Origin of the sequence: Azospirillum formosense (genome assembly GCF_013340925.1) — a bacterium.
Classification (GTDB): domain Bacteria; phylum Pseudomonadota; class Alphaproteobacteria; order Azospirillales; family Azospirillaceae; genus Azospirillum; species Azospirillum formosense.
Genome location: NZ_WHOR01000001.1, coordinates 1 through 17,056, shown reverse-complemented (window position 1 = coordinate 17,056; position 17,056 = coordinate 1). Strand labels below are relative to the sequence as shown.

Sequence of the window (17,056 nt, the reverse complement as noted above, 5' to 3'; positions counted from 1 at the left end):
AAGCATGTCCAGCCCGACCATTTTCAGCCGCCTGATCGCCGGCGAGCTGCCCTGCGCCGTGGTGTACGAGGATGCGGAGACCTTCGCCTTCATGGACGCCGGGCAAGTCAACCCCGGCCATGTGCTTGTCGCTCTGAAGCGCCCGGCCCCGACCATTCTGGATGTGACGGAGGACGAGGCGGCGGCCCTGTTCCGCACCGTCCACAAGGTCGCCCAGGCCGTCCAGGCGGCCTTTTCGCCGGAGGGGATCACGCTTCTCCAGACGAACAAGCCGGCGGGATGGCAGACGGTGCCGCACATTCACGTGCATGTGGTGCCGCGCTACGAGAACGACGGCGCCGATCTGGTCTGGCCGCGCCATGACCCGCCCATCGAGGAGCTGAAGGCGCTCGCCGCGCGGATCGCCGCGCATCACGCGTCGAATGACGGCGTGACGCCACGCCACGCCGCCGCTATATAGCAGGGAGAACCGGTGCCCGCCGGATGCAGGATGCGGGACCGGCGCGACACCGGAGTTTCGAGCCTATGCCCCGCCCTTTGCGCCTTGGCGTGAACATCGACCACGTGGCGACCGTCCGCAACGCGCGGGGCGGGCGACATCCCGATCCCGTGCGCGCGGCGAAGCTCGCCGCCGAAGCCGGGGCCGACGGCATCACCGCCCATCTGCGCGAAGACCGGCGCCACATCATCGATTCCGACATCGAGCGGCTGATGGCGGAGATCCGGCTGCCGCTGAACCTGGAGATGGCGGCGACGGACGAGATGCTCGCCATCGCGCTGCGCCACCGGCCGCACGCCTGCTGCCTCGTCCCGGAGAAGCGGACCGAGGTCACCACCGAAGGCGGTCTGGACGTCGCCGGGCAGTTGGACAACCTCAAGCGCACCGTGGGCGATCTCGGCGCCGCGGGCATTCGCGTCTCGCTGTTCATCGACCCGGAGCCGGCGCAGCTCGACGCGGCCAAGGCGCTGGGCGCGCCGGTGGTGGAACTGCACACCGGCGCTTATTGCGACGCGCCCGCCGGGGCGGAGCGCGCGGCGGAGCTGGAGCGCATCGTCCGGGCGGCGGCCCACGCCGAGGCCATCGGCCTGGAATGCCACGCCGGCCACGGGCTGAATTACGAGACGGTCGGGGCGGTCGCCGCCATCCCGACCATCGTGGAACTGAACATAGGCCATTTCCTGATCGGCGAGGCGATCTTCGTCGGGCTGGGCAACACACTCCAGCGCATGCGCGCCGTCATGAAGGACGCCCGCGCGGCGGCTAGGGGCGTCTCATGATCCTCGGCATCGGAAACGACCTGATCGACATCCGTCGGATCGAGCAGTCGCTGGACCGTTTCGGCGACCGCTTCATCGCCCGCATCTTCACCGACGTGGAGCGCGCCAAGTCCGAACGCCGCGCCGGAGCCGCCGGCAAGCACAGCGCGCGGGCCGCAACCTACGCCAAGCGCTTCGCCGCCAAGGAGGCCTGCTCCAAGGCGCTGGGCACCGGCTTCCGCGACGGCGTGTTCTGGCGCGACATGGGGGTGGTGAACCTGCCCTCCGGCCAGCCGACCATGCGCTTGACCGGCGGCGCGCTGGAACGGCTGCAGGCGATCACCCCGCCGGGCATGCAGGCGCGCATCCATGTGACGCTGACCGACGAATACCCGATGGCGGAAGCCTTCGTCATCATCAGCGCCGAACCGGCCGACACCTCCTCCGACACCTCCATCACCACCTCCACGGCACCCCCCGCATGACCATGAACAGAGAGACCGCCTTGACCGGCAAATCCAAAGAGACAGGCGGCTTTGCCGAGACGGTGAAGACGGTCTTCTACGCGGTCATCATCGCCTTCGGCGTGCGGACCTTCGCCTTCGAGCCCTTCAACATCCCGTCCGGCTCGATGATCCCGACGCTGCTGATCGGCGACTACCTGTTCGTGTCCAAGTTCTCCTACGGATACAGCAAGTACACCGTCGGCTTCGGGTTGCCGTTGTTCGAGGGCCGCATCATGGGCCACGCGCCGGAGCGCGGCGACGTCGCCGTCTTCAAGCTGCCGCGCGACAACAAGACCGACTACATCAAGCGCGTCATCGGCCTGCCCGGCGACACCGTCCAGGTGACCGGCGGCGTGCTGCACATCAACGGCCAGCCGGTGAAGCGCGAGCGCATCGAGGACTATGTGTCCCGCGACGCGCTGGGCCGCGAGGTCCGCATCGCCCAGTATGTCGAGACCCTGCCGGGCGGGCGCAGCCACCGCATCATCGAGGAATCGGACAACGGTCCACTGGACAACACCCCGGCCTTCAAGGTGCCGGCGAACCACCTGTTCATGATGGGCGACAACCGCGACAACTCGCTGGACAGCCGCGTCCCGTCGCAGGTGGGGTATGTCCCGATGGAAAATCTGGTCGGGCGCGCCGAATTCCTGTTCTTCTCGTTGGAGGACGGGACGCGCTTCTTCGAGGTGTGGCGATGGCCGGCGGACCTGCGGTTCAGCCGCCTGTTCAACGCCGTGAAGTGAGCCCCGCACAGCACCGGGGCGCGGAGACCGATTATTGTGAGCCCTGAAGAACGGGGGACCCCCATGGCGTCCGACGCGGACGTGAGCGCCGATTCCGCCGACCTTGCGGAACTGGCCGCGGCCATCGGCCACCGCTTCGCCGACCCGCAACGGCTGGCCGACGCGGTCACCCATCCCAGCCTGATGGGGCTGGAGCGCAACGTCCGCGGCGGACGGCCCGAGCAGGGGCCGGGCCTTGCCTACGAACGTCTGGAATTCCTGGGCGACCGTGTGCTCGGCCTCGTCATCGCGGAATGGCTGCTGGAGCGCTTCCCCAACGAACGCGAGGGCGCGCTCGCCAAGCGGCACGTCTCGCTGGTCCGGCGGGAGGCGCTGAGCCGTGTCGCCGACGCGTTGCAACTGGGGCGCTACCTGCGCCTGTCCCCGTCGGAGGCGCAGGGCGGCGGGCGCAGCAACAACACCATCCTGGCCGACGCCTGCGAGGCGGTGATCGGGGCGCTCTATCTGGACGGCGGCATGGACAAGGCGCGGGACTTCATCCGCAGGGCCTGGGCCGGTCAGATCGACCGCGCGGAGCCGCCGCCGCTGGATTCCAAGACGGCGTTGCAGGAATGGGCGCAGGGCAACAAGCGGCCCCTTCCCACCTATGAACTGATCGAGCAGAGCGGCCCGGCGCACGAGCCGGTGTTCCGCATCGCGGTCCGGCTGAAGGGCATGGAGCCGGTGACGGCCACCGGCCCATCCAAGCGGGTCGCCGAACGGAAAGCGGCCAGCGCCTTGCTGCGCCAATTGGGAGTGCAGGTCGATGACTGACGGCCGCGACAAGTTTGAAGACGACGATTTCGACGATAAGGACGAGGGCGTGAGCGAGAGCGTGGACGAGGGTGCCGACACTGGTGCCGAAGAGGGCGCCGAAGTGGCTGCCTATGTGCCCGAAAACCCGCGCTGCGGTTTCGTCGCCCTGGTCGGCGCGCCGAACGCCGGCAAGTCGACCCTGCTGAACGCGATGGTCGGCTCCAAGGTGTCGATCGTCAGCTCCAAGGTGCAGACGACCCGCACGCGCGTGTTGGGCATCACCATCGCCGGCGACAGCCAGATCATCTTCGTGGACACGCCGGGCATCTTCAAGCCGAAGCGCCGGCTGGACCGCGCCATGGTGGCGGCGGCCTGGCAGGGGGCGGAGGACGCCGATCTGGTCGGCCTGCTGTTCGACGTGTCGCGCCGCGGCATCGACCAGGACACCCAGGGCATCATCGCCCGGCTGAAGGAGCAGGGGCGCAAGGCCATCCTGATCCTGAACAAGATCGACCTCGTGCCGCGCGAGAAGCTGCTGGGCCTCGCCGACAGCTTCAACCAGGAAGGCATCTTCACCGACATCTTCATGCTGTCCGCCTCGACCGGCGACGGGGTGGAGCATCTGCGCGGCTTCCTGGCCGCCCGCATGCCGGAAGGCCCTTGGCACTACCCGGAGGACCAGATCTCCGACATGCCGATGCGCCTTCTGGCGGCGGAGATCACCCGCGAGAAGCTGTTCCAGCAGCTTCACCAGGAACTCCCCTACGCGGCGACGGTCGAGACCGAGCAGTGGGAGGAGTTCGAGAACGGGTCGGTCAAGATATCCCAGGTCGTCTATGTCCAGCGTGACAGCCAGAAGGCCATCGTGCTCGGCAAGCAGGGCACCCGCATCAAGGCGCTGGGGCAGGCCGCCCGCACCGAGCTGGAGGAGATGCTGGAGCAGCGCGTCCACCTGATGCTGTTCGTCAAGGTGCGCGAGGACTGGGAGAACGATCCGGAGCGCTATGAGGCCTGGAACCTCGACTTCGGGGCGTCCTAAAGCACCGGTCAGGGTATAGGCGTGGGCGGACGGTCCCCCATATAGAGGGGCGATCCTTCCCCCACACGGACCGGCTGACCGTGCGCGTGCCCATTTTCAACGACCTTTACGACGCCGGCTCGCGCCTGTTGGGGCGGGCCGGCGATCTCGTTTCCGGCGGCATCCTGGAACAGGACGTCCGTCTCGGCGTCACCGGGCTGCGGCGGGCCGGCAAGACCGTCTTCGTCACCTCGCTGGTCGACAACCTCCTGAAGGCCGGGCGGCTTCCCTTCCTCGACGTGGTGTCCTCCGGCCGCTTCCAGGCGTCGCGCCTGCGCCCGCAGCCCGACGCCCAGGTTCCCCGTTTCGAGGTCGAGCAGCGGCTGGCCGAGTTGACCGGCCCGGCGCCCCACTGGCCGACCGAGACGCGGGGCATCAGCCAGCTCCGCCTGTCCATGCGCTACCGCCCGAACGCCATGCTGAAACGCACGGTGCAGCCGGTCGCCACGCTGAATCTGGACATCGTCGATTATCCCGGCGAATGGCTGCTCGACCTGCCGCTGCTCTACCAGTCCTTCGCGGAATGGAGCGCGCTGACCCTGGAACTCGCCGGGCGGGCGCCGCGCGACGAGCTGTCGGTGTCCTGGCGCGGCTGGCTCGCGACCATCGACACGGCGGCCCCGGCGGAAGAGGAGCAGGCGCGGCGCGGCGCGGCGCTGTTCACCGACTACCTGCACGCCTGCCGCCGCTCCGACAATCTGCTGAGCCTGATCCAGCCGGGGCGCTTCGTCGAACCGGGCGACATGGCGAACGCTCCGTTGCTGACCTTCTGCCCGCTGCCGGGTGACCGTCCGCGCACCCGCGGCAGCCTGTGGGGGCTGATGGAGGACCGCTACGAGGCGTACAAGTCCAAGGTGGTCCGCCGCTTCTTCGCCGAGCATTTCGCACGCCTCGACCGCCAGATCGTCCTGATCGACGTGCTGGGCGCGCTGAACTCCGGCCCTGCGGGCATGGCGGACATGAAGCGCGCCCTGGAACTGAGCCTGGAGCCGTTCCGCCACGGGTCCAGCAGTTGGCTGGACTGGCTGCTGGGCCGGAAGATCGACCGCGTGCTGTTTGCCGCGACCAAGGCCGACCATGTCGCCTCGCACCAGCACAACAGCCTGCGCCATCTGCTGGACCGGCTGGTCTCCGACGCCCGCGCCGGCATCCGCTTCGAAGGGGCGCAAGTGGAAACGATGGCCATCGCCGCCCTGAAATCGACCGAGACGGTGGTGACCGAGCATGAGGGGCGGCAATTGCGCTGCGTGCGCGGCGTGCCGCTCGGCCGTGACCGCCCGACCGTGCTGTTCCCCGGCGAAATCCCCGAGGACGCAGACTTCCCGCCGGGGCAGGAGCGGCCCTACAACTTCATGGCCTTCCAGCCGCCCGCCGACCTCGCCCGCGAGGCGCGCGGCCTGCCGCACATCCGGCTGGATCAGGCCATGCAGTTCCTGCTGGGGGATTATCTGGAATGAGCGAGCGCACGCGCGACCGCCACTGGGTCCCGCCGATGGAGCTGGACCCCACCCGCGCCGCCGCCGTCCCCGCGGCGGAGGAGGAGGCGATCATCGCCGGCCCCCTGTCCGGGTCCGCGGCGGAGCGCCTTCCCGCGCTGCTGGCGGAAGACCGGCCGCGCAGCCGGCTGGGCCGCTGGTTGGCCGGCTCGGTCGCCGCGCTGGTGCTGATCGCGCTGGGCTTCGACACCTGGGACCTATTCAACCGCGCCTTCGCCACCAGCGCCGCCCTGGGCGTCCTGGTGGCCGCCGCCGTGACCGTGGCCGGTGGGGCGGCGCTGGCGATGCTGCTGCGCGAGCTGCGCGCGCTGCGCCGCCTGCGCAAGATCGAGGAACTGCGCGGCGAGGCCGGGCGCCTGACCACGGAGATCGTGACCAAGGCCGGAGAGCCGGGCCACGCCGAGCGCTTCGCCGGGTCGCTGACCCGCCTCTATGAGGGGCGTCCTGATCTGGCGCCCTCGCTGGAACGGGTGCGCGACCATGTGACCGATGCCCACGGCGACGCGGAGATCCTGCGCCTGCTCGACCGCGAGGTGATGGGGCCGCTCGACCGCCGCGCCTACCACACCGTCCTGCGGGCGTCGCGCGACACGGCGGTGGCGACGGCGCTCAGCCCGGCGGCGGTCGTCGACCTCGCGGTGGTGCTGTGGCGGAACCTGAAGCTGGTGCGGGAGATCGCGGCGCTCTACGGGGCGCGGCCCGGCTATGTCGGGTCGCTGCGGCTGCTGCGGCGGATGCTCGCCAACCTCGCCGTCGCCGGGGTGGCGGAAAGCGCCCACCATGTCGCCGTCGAGGCGCTGGGCGGCTCCATCGCCGCGGCCATCTCCACCCGCATGGGGCAGGGGGTGATCAACGGGCTGTTGACCGCGCGGGTCGGGCTGACCGCGATGCATCTGTGCCGCCCCATCGCCTTTGGGCCGGACAACCGGCCGAGCATGGGCCAGATCCGCAAGGAGCTGCTGTCGCTGCCAAAGCAGGTGCTGTAGCCGCTCACACCGCGGGGAAGGGCAGACCGTGCCGGGGGTGGGCACGGTCGTGGATCAGGGCGCGGTCGCGGATCATCGGCCAGACGATGCGGCGCAGGAACCGGTGATCCTGCACCCGGTCCGCCTCGGCGGCGGCGTGCCGCTCGGCGAGCGGCAACAGGTCGGGCAGCAGCCCGGCGACGCCGCCCCAATGACCGCCCGACATCACCTCCGTGTGCAGCACCCCGTCGCGCAGGACGTGGAAGGGCAGGCCGGAGGCGACCCAGGAATCGACGGCGGCTTTTCCCTCGGCGGACGGCAACGCGTCCCAATCGCGGCAGAGGAAGCGCGCCACCGTAGGGTCGTCGGCCGCGGTCAGGCGCCAATAGGGGCCACCGATTGGCGCGCCGGACGTCACCGCCACGAGGTCCGCCCCGGCCGCGGCCAGTTCGGCCAACCGGTCGGCGGCAAGGGTGTCGTCGTGAAAGACCCGGCAGGTCCAACCCGGATACAGCGCCACGGTCTGCCGCACAATCTCCGCCGGGTCGTGGGCACTGGTGGGCTGGCCGCCCCACAGGCTGAAGGCGATGACGCTCCGCCGCCGCGCCTCGGCCCCGCGCGGCCGGGCGGGCAACGGCGGCAGGGCAGGAGTAGTGCCCATGGCCGCCCGGTCCTTCAGGTCCAGCGCGCGTTCGCCCCAGGCGGCGGCCTCGTCGTCCCGACCGAGAAAGGCGAGGGCGACGACGAGCCGGTCGATGGCGTCGAGATGGCGGGGGTCCAGACGGGCGGCCCGTTCCAGAGCGCGGGCGGAGTCCTCCAACCGGTCCACGACCCCCAGCGCGACTCCCAAATTGAAGGCGGCGGAGGGAAAATCCGGCGTGATGGCCAGGGCGTTGCGGTAGGCGTGGGTGGAATCCTCCCGCAGTCCCATGGCGAACAGCGCGTTGCCGTAGAGAAAGGCGACGTCGGCGTCCAGCGGCAGCAATTCCGCAGCGCGGGCCAGCGGGCGGAGGGATTCCGTGCCGCGTCCCTGCTCCACCAGCAAACGCCCCTCTTCGTGCCGCAGCGCGCCCAGGCGTTCCACCGCGATGGCGAGGCTGGGGGCGGAGGCGACGGCACGCTCCAGCGCGGTGATGGCCCCGGCGGAACGGCCCAGGCTGCGCAGCGCGTTCGCCATGTCGGTCCAGGCTTCCGCGAAATCGGGCTGGAGGGCGATGGCGCGCCGGTAATCCTCCACCGCCGCTTCTGGTTGCCCGGCGGAACGGCGGATGTTGCCGATGTTGGCGTGCATGTCCGCCGCTTCGGGCCGCTGGGCGATGGCGCGGCCGATGAGTTGCAGGCCGAGCGTCTGCTCCCCCACCTGCCCGGCCAGGACGCCCAGGAAATGCAGAGCGTCCGGCTGATCCGGTTCCACATCCAGGATGCGGTTGTAGAGTTGCTGGGCCTCGGCCAACCGGCCGGCCAGATGGTGGTCCAGGGCGAGCGTCAGCGCTTCCGCGATCGTAGCCATGCATACAGGCTTAAGCACCCCGGCGCCCCTCCGCAAGCCTCACGGCTGTGAAAAGGGTGAGCGGCGGCTCCGCTGGTCCTGGAATGCGAAGCTTTGGTGCCGGAAACAGCCTGAGGGACTTCATCCTTTGGCATAGCCGGAAAAAAGGTGAACGAACCCTTTACAATGCACGAGTGCGGCTGCAATATATGAGCTGGATTGTCCAATTATCGGTGTAATGTCATGAACGTGGCCATCGCCACCGCAACGGCTGCAAGGCCGTTGGCCTTCATGACGGCCCGCAACAGCGAGGCTGTTGAAACAGGGGCCGACACCGGGACTCCGCCCGCGAAGGACCCCGTGACCGGGCAGTCCGAACCTCTCTCCGGACGCTACACGAAGACCGCGTACCGCTATGACGCCGACGCGTCGCGGCTGGTGCTGTTGTTCCGCAGCCCGGAGGACGGAGCGACCCTCGACCAGATTCCGACCGAGGCGGCGCTGCGGCAATACCGTGAAGCGCAGAAGGATCGGAAGAGCGGCAAGGCGTCGCTTGAGCTTCTGGTCGGTGGCTCGGACGGGCAGGACCAACCGAACGGCGCCGGCCAGAGCGGGACCTCCGCCAACGGCTCGCCCGTGCACCGCTGGGCCACGGGCCATTCCGGGACCGGCGGGGGCCGCATCGGCCCGTCACAGGGGACTTCCGCGCACGCCGCACCGGTGGTAGCCTCGACCCCGATGGTGGCCCACGCGGCGGCCGCTCCTTCGTCGGGGGCCGGTTCCGTCAACGTGGTCATCTGACGACACGGACGGTGGGCTTCTGCCGCCGGTTTCCTTTGAAGGTTTTTTCCGATGGCTCTCGATGTTTCATCCTCCACCCTGGGCGCGGCGGTCGGTTTGCGGCAGGCGCAGGGACAGATGGACTTCGGCGTGAAGACGCTGAACCAGACCGCGCAGCAGCAGGATCAGGCGATCGCCACGCTGCTTCAGGGCGGTTCGGATGCGTCCTCGTCCGGTGGCAACGTCACCGCCACGCGCGGACAGAATCTCAACATCGTCGTGTAAGCGGCTGATTTGCTTGGCATGATCGCTCAAGCCAAGCCACGGCCATAAAAAAAGCCCCTCTCGCTGGAGAGGGGCTTCGTGCGTTCCGGAGGACCGCTTACTTCAACTCGTCGAAGGTCTCGATGATGTGGCTGACGATGCCGTACTCGCGGGCTTCGTCCGCCAGCATCCAATAGTTCCGGTCGGTGTCCTTGGAAACCTTCTCCACCGGCTGGCCGGTCTCGCGCGCGATGATGCGGTTCAGGCGCTCACGCATGCGGATGATTTCCTTCGCCTCGATGGCGATGTCCGTCGCCCGGCCACCGGTGCCGCCCAGCGGCTGGTGGATCAGGAAGCGGGTGTTCGGCAGGCAGAAGCGGTCTTCCTTCTTCGCGGCCAGGAAGATGTGGCAGCCGGCGCTGGCGACCCAGCCGGTGCCCAGCATCTTCACGCGCGGCTTCACGAAGCGGATCATGTCGTGAATGGTGTCGCCCGCCTCGACGTGGCCGCCGGGGGAGTTCACCACGACCGTGATGTCGTCGTTGCTCTCGTGGGCCAGAGCCAGCAGCTGGGCCGAGACGGCCTGCGCCAGCTTCATGTCGATCTGCCCGAAGATCAGCACCGTGCGCGCCTTGAACAGGTTCGACTGCACGGCAGCGAACGGCGGCGGGGCGCTTTCCTTCGACTTCTCGTCCGGCTCCTGCTCGGGTTCGTCGTCGAAGCGGGTGTATCCGTCTTGCGCCATCGTTTTTGAACTCCCTGAGGTCGGCGTGTCTACCGGGGGGCTTTGGCTTGCGGGGGCCTGGGTTGTCGGATGGGGACCGAACCACGCCACTCGTTTCTCCACATAGCCCGTATCGGTTCCTTGTTCAACGGGCCGCGACGCCAAATCCCACCCCCGCACCGTCATAGTCGCGCTCAGGCTGGCCGTATCGGTGCGGATCGCCGCTTGCGCGCATCCGGAAAGGAGCGGCAAACTGATCCTTGCACAATCGGAGGGCGGTGCATGGACGAGGGCAGCGGGATCGGCGTCTCGGTCATCATTCCGGCCTACCGGGCGCAGGACACCATCGTCCGCGCCGTGTCCAGCCTCCTGGCGCAGAGCTTTGCCCAATGGGAAGCGGTGGTGGTCAGCGACGACGGCGTCGATTACCGGGCCGTTCTGCAGGCCGCCGGCATCGCCGATTCGCGCCTGACCTTCACCGGAACCGGCCGCGTCGGGTCCGGTGCCTCGACGGCGCGCAACGCCGGGCTCCGCTGCGCGCGCCGACCGCTGATCGCCTCGCTGGACGCCGACGACCGGTTCGAGCCGGACCGGCTGGCGCGCTTGGCCCCGCTGGCGGCCGCGCAGGGGGCAGCGGCGGACAATGTGGCGGTGGTGCGCGACGGCGATGGTTCGCCGCTCTCCATCCTGTTTCCGCCCGGCGCCGGGACAACGACGCTGGACGCCGCGGCCTTCCTGGAGACCTCCATTCCGATGTTCCCCGTGGTCCGCCGCGACCATGTTCCCGGTTGGGAGGAGGGGGTCGACTTCTGCGACGACGTGGTCTTCAACGTCCAGGTTATCGACCGGGTGGGCCGTTTGCCTCTGGTGCTGGAACCGCTGTACGAATACCGGCAGCGGGAGGGGTCGATCACCTGCTCCGCCGACAGCGGCACGCGGGCGGACCTCTGCTACCGCCATGTTCTGGAGCGGTTGGCGGGCGACGGGCTGCGGATCGCCGACGCCGCGCTGCGCCACCGCTTCGCCGCCGCCCTGGACGCAAAGCGCGCCCTGAACGCCGCCTACATGGCCGCGCAGGCCGCCGGGCGCTGCGCCAGCTTTCAGGAATTCCTGGCCTTGCGGGAAAACTCCTTGCCGGGGTAGTCGCCGATCACGCTCAGATGCGTGACCACCGTGCCATCCGGTCGGAATTGATGAAGAGCGAGCGCGGACGGCTCCTCCGTCCAGCGGTAGGGAGGCTCCGGCGCCAAGTCCAGGGCGATCTGGTAGGCCACGGACGGGGCGACATAGCCGTGCGCCCCGTTCCAGGCGACCGCGGTCTGGCGGTGGGTGTGACCGCTCAGAACGGCCCGGACATTCGGGCGGCTCCGCACCAGCCGTCCCAGTTCCTCAGCGCCCTCAAGACAGCGCAGCGTATCAAGGAAAGCCAGCCCGGTGTCGAAGGGCGGATGGTGCAGCGCCAGCACGGTCGGCCGCTCCGGCTGTTCGGCCAGACGCTCCGCCAGCCAGGACAGCCGGTCGGCGCACAGGCCGCCCGCCGCCGTTCCGGAAACGACCGAGTCGAGCATCAGGATACGGACCGGAAACTCTTCGACGGCATAGTGGAGGAAGGGGCCATCCATGGGCATCCAGCCGGTCGCCGCAAAGGTCCGGCGCAGCCCGTCCCGGTCGTCGTGATTGCCCGGCAGCGCGCGGACGGGGATGGCGAGCGGCTCCAGCAGGGCGGACAGCGCTTCATACTCGCCGGGCTTCGGCCCGTTGACGAGGTCGCCGGTGATCAGGACGAGGTCGGGGCGCGGCACCAGCGCGTTGAGATGGGCCACCGCGGCGGCGAGCCGGTCGTTGGTGTCGTATTCCGTCGTCGGGGCGGTGCCGGGGGCCGTGACATGCAGGTCGGAGATCTGGGCGATCAGCATCGGGCACCCCTGGGGACGCGAGGGTCGAAGGACCAAGGATTGTCACATCGCCGATTTCCCGAATGTCTTCAAGAGTTCAACCGGAGCAAAACTTCCTTTACGCTTCCATGGCAGGCTGACCCATCGCCTGAACACACCCTTGCCGCCACTGCATCGGATTGGGGAATGAGCGCGTCCACCTCCTCCTGCCTGCTCGCACGGTTGCTGGCGTCCGGGAAGTTCTGGCTGAAGCGCGCCCGCATCGCCTCCCCCGATCTCGGCGAGGGCGCACCTCCACCCGGCGCGGACGGCGCTCTGCTGGCCGATCTTCGCATCGAAGGCGATCGGATTCGCGCGGTTCTACCGGCGGGCGAGGCGCCCTGCTGCGCGCCCGGCCTCTGCCTCGACGGCGGGCCCGTTCGACCACGCGGCGGCTGCACCGCCGTCGGCCCTGGTCAACCCGCTGATCTGACGGTGATTCTTCCCGATGGGGAGCGGCTGGAGATGGAAAAGGGCCGGGTTGCGCAACCCGATCCGCCGCCGTCCGGCGGCTGACCCCTCTGCAACCGTCTCGACTCCGGAACTGAACTGAACGATATAGTTCAGTTTACCGCCCGCACCTCACAGCGGCCCGGTTGACACGAAACGCCCCGCGCGCCCGCCCGGCGGGCCGGCGGGCCTGCGCGGGTTCCGTATCCATGCGTCACACGCTTCGCATCGTCGCCCTTCTGGTCCTGGTCGCTCTCGGCGGCGGCGCCTACTGGTACTTCGTCAAGCAGGGCGGGACCATCAACACGCTGCTCGCCGGCAAGGTTCCGTCCCCCGGCGGCGCGTCCGCGGGTCCTGCGGCGGGCGGACCGCCGGGGGGACCGCCGCCGATGCCGGTGGAGGCCCTGCCGGTCAAGATTGGCACCGTGTCGCGTCAGGTCACCGCGGTCGGCTCGCTGCTGTCCAGCGAGTCGGTGGTCATCCGGCCCGAGGTGGCGGGCAAGGTCTCGGAGATCGCCTTCCTGGAAGGGCAGGCGGTGAAGAAGGGCGCGGTGCTGATCCGGCTGGACGACTCCATCGCCCGCGCCACGCTGGCCCAGGCGCAGGCGAGCATCGCCTTCTCCCGCGCCGAGCTGTCCCGCGCCGAGGAACTGTACCGCCAGCGCACCGGCCCCGCCCGCAACCGCGAGCAGGCGCTCGCCAAGCTCCAGTCCGACGAGGCGGCGGTGCAGCTCGCCAAAGCGCAATTGGAGAAGCTGACCCTGACCGCGCCCTTCGACGGCGTGCTGGGCCTGCGCAAGGTCTCGGTGGGCGACGTGGTGGCGGCGGGCAAGGACATCGTGAACCTGGAGGCCATCGAGGTCCTCAAGCTCGATTTCCGGGTGCCGGAGCTGTATCTGCCGACCGTCCGCACCGGCCAGACCCTGAAGGTTGTCGTGGACTCCTTCGGCGGGCGGACCTTCGACGGCACGGTCTACGCCATCGACCCGCTGGTCGACGTGAACGGCCGCGCCGTGGTGATCCGCGCCCGTGTTCCCAACAGCGACGGCTCGCTGCGCCCCGGTCTGTTCGCCCGGGTGGCCCTGACGCTGGACCAGAATCCGAACGCCGTGCTGGTGCCCGAGCAGGCGGTCAGCGCCTTCGGCAACAAGCAGTTCGTTTTCAAGGTGGTGGAGGGCAAGGCGGTGCAGACCACGGTCACGCTGGGCGAGCGCCGCAACGCCGAGGTGGAGATCACCGCCGGCCTGCAGCCCGGCGACGTGGTGGTGACCGCCGGCCAGTTGAAGATCCGCGACGGCGCCCCGGTGATGGTCGTCAACAACAAGCCGGCGGGGAGCTGAGCCGATGGTTCTCTCCGACATTTCCATCCGCCGGCCCGTCCTGGCGACGGTCATGAGCCTCGCGCTCATGCTGATCGGCATCGTGTCGTACCAGCGCCTGTCGGTGCGCGAATACCCGAAGATCGACGAGCCCGTCGTCACGGTGGAGACCACCTACAAGGGCGCGTCGGCCGAGATCATCGAAAGCCAGGTCACCCAGATCCTGGAGGACTCGCTGTCGGGCATCGAGGGCATCGACGTGATGTCCTCGATCAGCCGGGCGGAGAAGAGCCAGATCACCCTGCGCTTCCGGCTGGACCGCAACGTCGACACGGCGGCCAGCGACGTGCGCGACCGCGTCGGCCGGGTGCGCGCCCAGCTTCCCAACGAGATCGACGAGCCGGTCATCGCGAAGGTGGAGGCCGACGCGCAGCCGATCATCTATCTGGCCTTCTCCTCCGACCGCCATTCGCCGCTGGACGTGACGGACTTCGCCGACCGCTACGTCAAGGACCGTTTGCAGAATCTGCCCGGCGTCGCCCAGGTGCGCATTTTCGGCGAGCGGCGCTTCGCCATGCGTCTGTGGCTCGACCCGCAGCGCATGGCCGCCTACCGGGTCACCCCGCAGGACGTGGAGAACGCGCTGCGCAAGCAGAACGTCGAGATTCCGGCGGGCCGCGTCGAGAGCAAGGCGCGGGAGTTCACCGTCGTCTCCGAAACCGACCTGCGCACGCCGGAGGAGTTCGACCGCATCATCCTGCGCGACGACGGCGGCTATCTGGTCCGGCTGAAGGACGTCGGCCGGGCCGAGCTGGGGGCGCGGGACGAGCGGGTCAGCGCCCGCTTCAACGGGCGCGGCGCCGTCGCCATCGGCGTGGTCAAGCAGTCCACCGCCAACCCGCTGGACGTGTCCAAGGCGGTGAACGAGGCGCTGCCGAAGATCCGCGCCGCCCTACCCGACGGCATGGGGGTCGACGTCGGCTACGACAGCTCCGTCTTCATCGCCAAGTCCATCGACGCGGTGTTCAGCACGATCTTCGAGGCCATCGTCCTGGTCGTTCTGGTCATCTTCGTGTTCCTGCGCAGCTTCCGCGCCACGCTGGTGCCGCTGGTGACCATCCCGGTGTCGCTGATCGGCGGCTTCGCGCTGATGTACGCCTTCGGTTTTTCGGTCAACACGCTGACGCTGCTGTCCATGGTGCTGGCCATCGGCCTCGTCGTGGACGATGCCATCGTGATGCTGGAGAACATCTACCGCCACATCGAGGAGGGCGTGCCGCCTTTCCAGGCGGCCTTGCAGGGGTCGAAGGAGATCGGCTTCGCGGTCATCGCGATGACGATCACGCTGGCCGCGGTCTACGCGCCCATCGGCTTCATGACCGGTCGCACCGGCCGACTCTTCTCCGAGTTCGCCCTGACGCTGGCGGGGGCGGTGATCGTGTCGGGCTTCGTCGCCCTGACCCTGTCGCCGATGATGTGCTCCAAGCTGCTGAAGCACCAGACCAAGCACAACGCGCTCTACAATGCCATCGAGCGGCTGCTGAACGGGCTGACCAACGGCTACCGCTCCATCCTCCGCCTGTCGCTGAAGGCGCGTCCGCTGGTGCTGCTGGTCGGCGCGGTGGTGGCGGGGCTCAGCTACACGCTGTTCACCGGGCTGAAGTCGGAGCTGGCCCCGGTCGAGGACCGCGGCACCATCGTCGGCATCGCCATCGCGCCGGAGGGCTCGACGCTCGACTACACGGAAAGCTACGCCAAGCGCATGGAGGACCTGTTCCGCCAGATCCCCATTGTCGAGAAGTTCTTCGTCGTGGTCGGCTTCCCGGTGGTCAACCAGGGCATCTCCTTCGTCCGACTGATCGATTGGGACGAGCGCGACGTGAAGCAGCAGGCGATTACCGCCCAGCTCTTCCCCAAGATGTTCGGCATTCCCGGCATCCTGGCCTTCGTCACCAACCCGCCGTCGCTCGGCCAGAGCCCGGTGGACAAGCCGGTCAACTTCGTCATCCAAAGCTCGCTGCCCTACGACGAGCTTCAGAAGATGGTCGACGGGCTGATGGCGGAGGCACGGAAGTTCCCCGGCCTGACCAACCTCGACACCGACCTGAAGCTGAACAAGCCGGAACTGCGCATCACCATCGACCGCGACAAGGCGGCCGACCTCGGGGTGGACGTGGAGACAGTGGGCCGCACGCTGGAAACGCTGCTGGGCGGGCGGCAGGTCACCCGCTTCAAGAAGGAGGGCAAGCAGTACGACGTGGTGGTCCAGGTCGGCGACGTCGACCGCCGCAACCCGGACGACATCGCCTCCATCTACGTCCGCGGCACGCCGACCATGGCGGCGGAGGCCGGTGTCGCCACCAGCACCGGGGCGATGATCTCGCTCGCCAACCTCGTCCGCATCGAGGAGCGGGTGGCGCCCAAGGAGCTGAACCACTTCAACAAGCTGCGCTCCGTCACCATCACCGCCACGCTGGCGCCGGGCACCTCGCTGGGCGAGGCGCTGGGCTACCTCCAGGATGCTGCGAACCGGGTGCTGCCGGCCACCGCCCAGACCGACTATGCGGGGCAGAGCCGCGAGTTCCGGGAATCGGCGACGGGCCTGTACTTTGTCTTCATTCTGGCGCTGGCCTTCATCTATCTGGTGCTGGCGGCGCAGTTCGAGAGCTTCATCGACCCCTTCGTGATCATGCTGACGGTGCCGCTGTCGATGACCGGCGCGCTGGCCGCCCTGCATTTCACCGGCGGGACGATGAACGTCTACAGCCAGATCGGCTTGGTGACCCTCGTCGGACTCATCACCAAGCACGGCATCCTGATCGTGGAATTCGCCAACCAGCTCCAGCGCGAGGGGGTGGACATCCGCAAGGCGGTGGAGGAGGCCGCCGTGCTGCGCCTGCGTCCGATCCTGATGACCACGGGAGCCATGGTGCTGGGCGCCGTGCCGCTCGCCAACGCCCATGGGGCCGGCGCGGAGAGCCGGCAGGCCATCGGCGCGGTGATCGTCGGCGGCATGCTGCTGGGCACCTTCCTGACGCTGTTCGTGGTGCCGACGGTCTACAGCTACATCGCGAAGAAGAAGCCCCTCCCGGCCTTGGACGGCTCCGCCAGCCATCCGACCGGCCATCCGCCCTCGGACGCGCATCCGCAGCCGGCGGAGTGACCAAGCGGGCGGGAAAGCAGAAATGCTTGGCGGGTGGTTGCGTTGGGCCCCCACCCTAACCCTCCCCCGCTTTCGCAGGGGAGGGGACTG

17 protein-coding genes are annotated in these 17,056 nt (G+C 68.8%); 14 read left to right on the top strand and 3 right to left on the bottom strand.

What is annotated here, in order from left to right:
• The first annotated feature begins 4 nt into the window (after positions 1-4).
• The 8 genes from GBZ26_RS00085 to GBZ26_RS00050 all read left to right on the top strand — a co-directional run bounded on the left by GBZ26_RS00085 (position 5) and on the right by GBZ26_RS00050 (position 6,864).
• The gene (locus GBZ26_RS00085) at positions 5-460 is read left to right on the top strand and encodes an HIT family protein (RefSeq protein WP_174437043.1); all 456 of its coding nucleotides are present in this window, start codon (positions 5-7) and stop codon (positions 458-460) included.
• A gap of 65 nt (positions 461-525) precedes the next feature.
• Positions 526-1,278 carry a pyridoxine 5'-phosphate synthase gene (locus GBZ26_RS00080; protein ID WP_174437042.1) on the top strand — a complete coding sequence of 251 codons (753 nt, stop codon included), beginning with the start codon at positions 526-528 and terminating at the stop codon, positions 1,276-1,278.
• The gene (gene acpS, locus GBZ26_RS00075; protein ID WP_174437041.1) at positions 1,275-1,742 is read left to right on the top strand and encodes a holo-ACP synthase; all 468 of its coding nucleotides are present in this window, start codon (positions 1,275-1,277) and stop codon (positions 1,740-1,742) included. The genes GBZ26_RS00080 and acpS overlap by 4 nt, the downstream gene beginning before the upstream one ends.
• A complete protein-coding gene (gene lepB, locus GBZ26_RS00070) occupies positions 1,739-2,509 on the top strand; it encodes a signal peptidase I (RefSeq protein ID WP_035679215.1) in 771 nt (256 codons plus the stop codon). Before acpS ends, lepB begins: the two co-directional genes overlap by 4 nt.
• A gap of 63 nt (positions 2,510-2,572) precedes the next feature.
• Positions 2,573-3,322: a ribonuclease III gene (gene rnc, locus GBZ26_RS00065; RefSeq protein ID WP_051140636.1), complete on the top strand. Its 750-nt coding sequence runs from the start codon at positions 2,573-2,575 to the stop codon at positions 3,320-3,322.
• Positions 3,315-4,343, top strand: a complete 1,029-nt coding sequence (era, locus tag GBZ26_RS00060; protein ID WP_174437040.1) for a GTPase Era — start codon at positions 3,315-3,317, stop codon at positions 4,341-4,343. The genes rnc and era overlap by 8 nt, the downstream gene beginning before the upstream one ends.
• A gap of 80 nt (positions 4,344-4,423) precedes the next feature.
• Positions 4,424-5,839 (top strand): YcjX family protein, encoded by a 1,416-nt coding sequence (locus GBZ26_RS00055; protein WP_174437039.1) that lies wholly within the window; start codon positions 4,424-4,426, stop codon positions 5,837-5,839.
• Complete coding sequence (locus GBZ26_RS00050; RefSeq protein ID WP_174437038.1) at positions 5,836-6,864, top strand: YcjF family protein; 1,029 nt, start codon at positions 5,836-5,838, stop codon at positions 6,862-6,864. Before GBZ26_RS00055 ends, GBZ26_RS00050 begins: the two co-directional genes overlap by 4 nt.
• A 4-nt stretch (positions 6,865-6,868) precedes the next feature.
• Here the strand turns inward: GBZ26_RS00050 and GBZ26_RS00045 are convergent, their stop codons facing one another.
• On the bottom strand, positions 6,869-8,353 hold the full coding sequence (locus tag GBZ26_RS00045) for a tetratricopeptide repeat protein (protein ID WP_174437037.1): 1,485 nt from the start codon (positions 8,351-8,353) through the stop codon (positions 6,869-6,871).
• A 222-nt stretch (positions 8,354-8,575) separates the two neighbouring features.
• Here GBZ26_RS00045 and GBZ26_RS00040 point away from each other — a divergent pair, with 222 nt between their 5' ends.
• Together GBZ26_RS00040 and GBZ26_RS00035 are read left to right on the top strand one after the other, a co-directional pair.
• On the top strand, positions 8,576-9,133 hold the full coding sequence (locus tag GBZ26_RS00040; RefSeq protein WP_174437036.1) for a hypothetical protein: 558 nt from the start codon (positions 8,576-8,578) through the stop codon (positions 9,131-9,133).
• 51 nt (positions 9,134-9,184) lie between these two features.
• On the top strand, positions 9,185-9,397 hold the full coding sequence (locus GBZ26_RS00035; RefSeq protein ID WP_174437035.1) for a hypothetical protein: 213 nt from the start codon (positions 9,185-9,187) through the stop codon (positions 9,395-9,397).
• A gap of 97 nt (positions 9,398-9,494) precedes the next feature.
• Here the strand turns inward: GBZ26_RS00035 and GBZ26_RS00030 are convergent, their stop codons facing one another.
• Complete coding sequence (locus GBZ26_RS00030) at positions 9,495-10,121, bottom strand: ATP-dependent Clp protease proteolytic subunit (RefSeq protein WP_174437034.1); 627 nt, start codon at positions 10,119-10,121, stop codon at positions 9,495-9,497.
• A gap of 261 nt (positions 10,122-10,382) precedes the next feature.
• On the opposite strand from GBZ26_RS00030, the gene GBZ26_RS00025 reads away from it, so the two are divergent.
• On the top strand, positions 10,383-11,243 hold the full coding sequence (locus GBZ26_RS00025; RefSeq protein ID WP_174437033.1) for a glycosyltransferase family 2 protein: 861 nt from the start codon (positions 10,383-10,385) through the stop codon (positions 11,241-11,243).
• On the opposite strand, the gene GBZ26_RS00020 is transcribed toward GBZ26_RS00025, so the two are convergent.
• Complete coding sequence (locus GBZ26_RS00020; RefSeq protein ID WP_174437032.1) at positions 11,201-12,016, bottom strand: phosphodiesterase; 816 nt, start codon at positions 12,014-12,016, stop codon at positions 11,201-11,203. The two genes, GBZ26_RS00025 and GBZ26_RS00020, sit on opposite strands and share 43 nt — an antisense overlap.
• A gap of 165 nt (positions 12,017-12,181) precedes the next feature.
• Here GBZ26_RS00020 and GBZ26_RS00015 point away from each other — a divergent pair, with 165 nt between their 5' ends.
• From GBZ26_RS00015 to GBZ26_RS00005, 3 genes are all read left to right on the top strand, one after another.
• Positions 12,182-12,550, top strand: coding sequence for a hypothetical protein (locus GBZ26_RS00015; protein ID WP_174437031.1), 369 nt, complete (start codon positions 12,182-12,184; stop codon positions 12,548-12,550).
• Between the two features lie 143 nt (positions 12,551-12,693).
• Entirely contained in the window at positions 12,694-13,824 is a 1,131-nt protein-coding gene (locus tag GBZ26_RS00010) for an efflux RND transporter periplasmic adaptor subunit (RefSeq protein WP_174437030.1), read from the top strand.
• A gap of 4 nt (positions 13,825-13,828) precedes the next feature.
• Positions 13,829-16,966, top strand: a complete 3,138-nt coding sequence (locus GBZ26_RS00005) for an efflux RND transporter permease subunit (RefSeq protein WP_174437029.1) — start codon at positions 13,829-13,831, stop codon at positions 16,964-16,966.
• Positions 16,967-17,056: the final 90 nt, after the last annotated feature.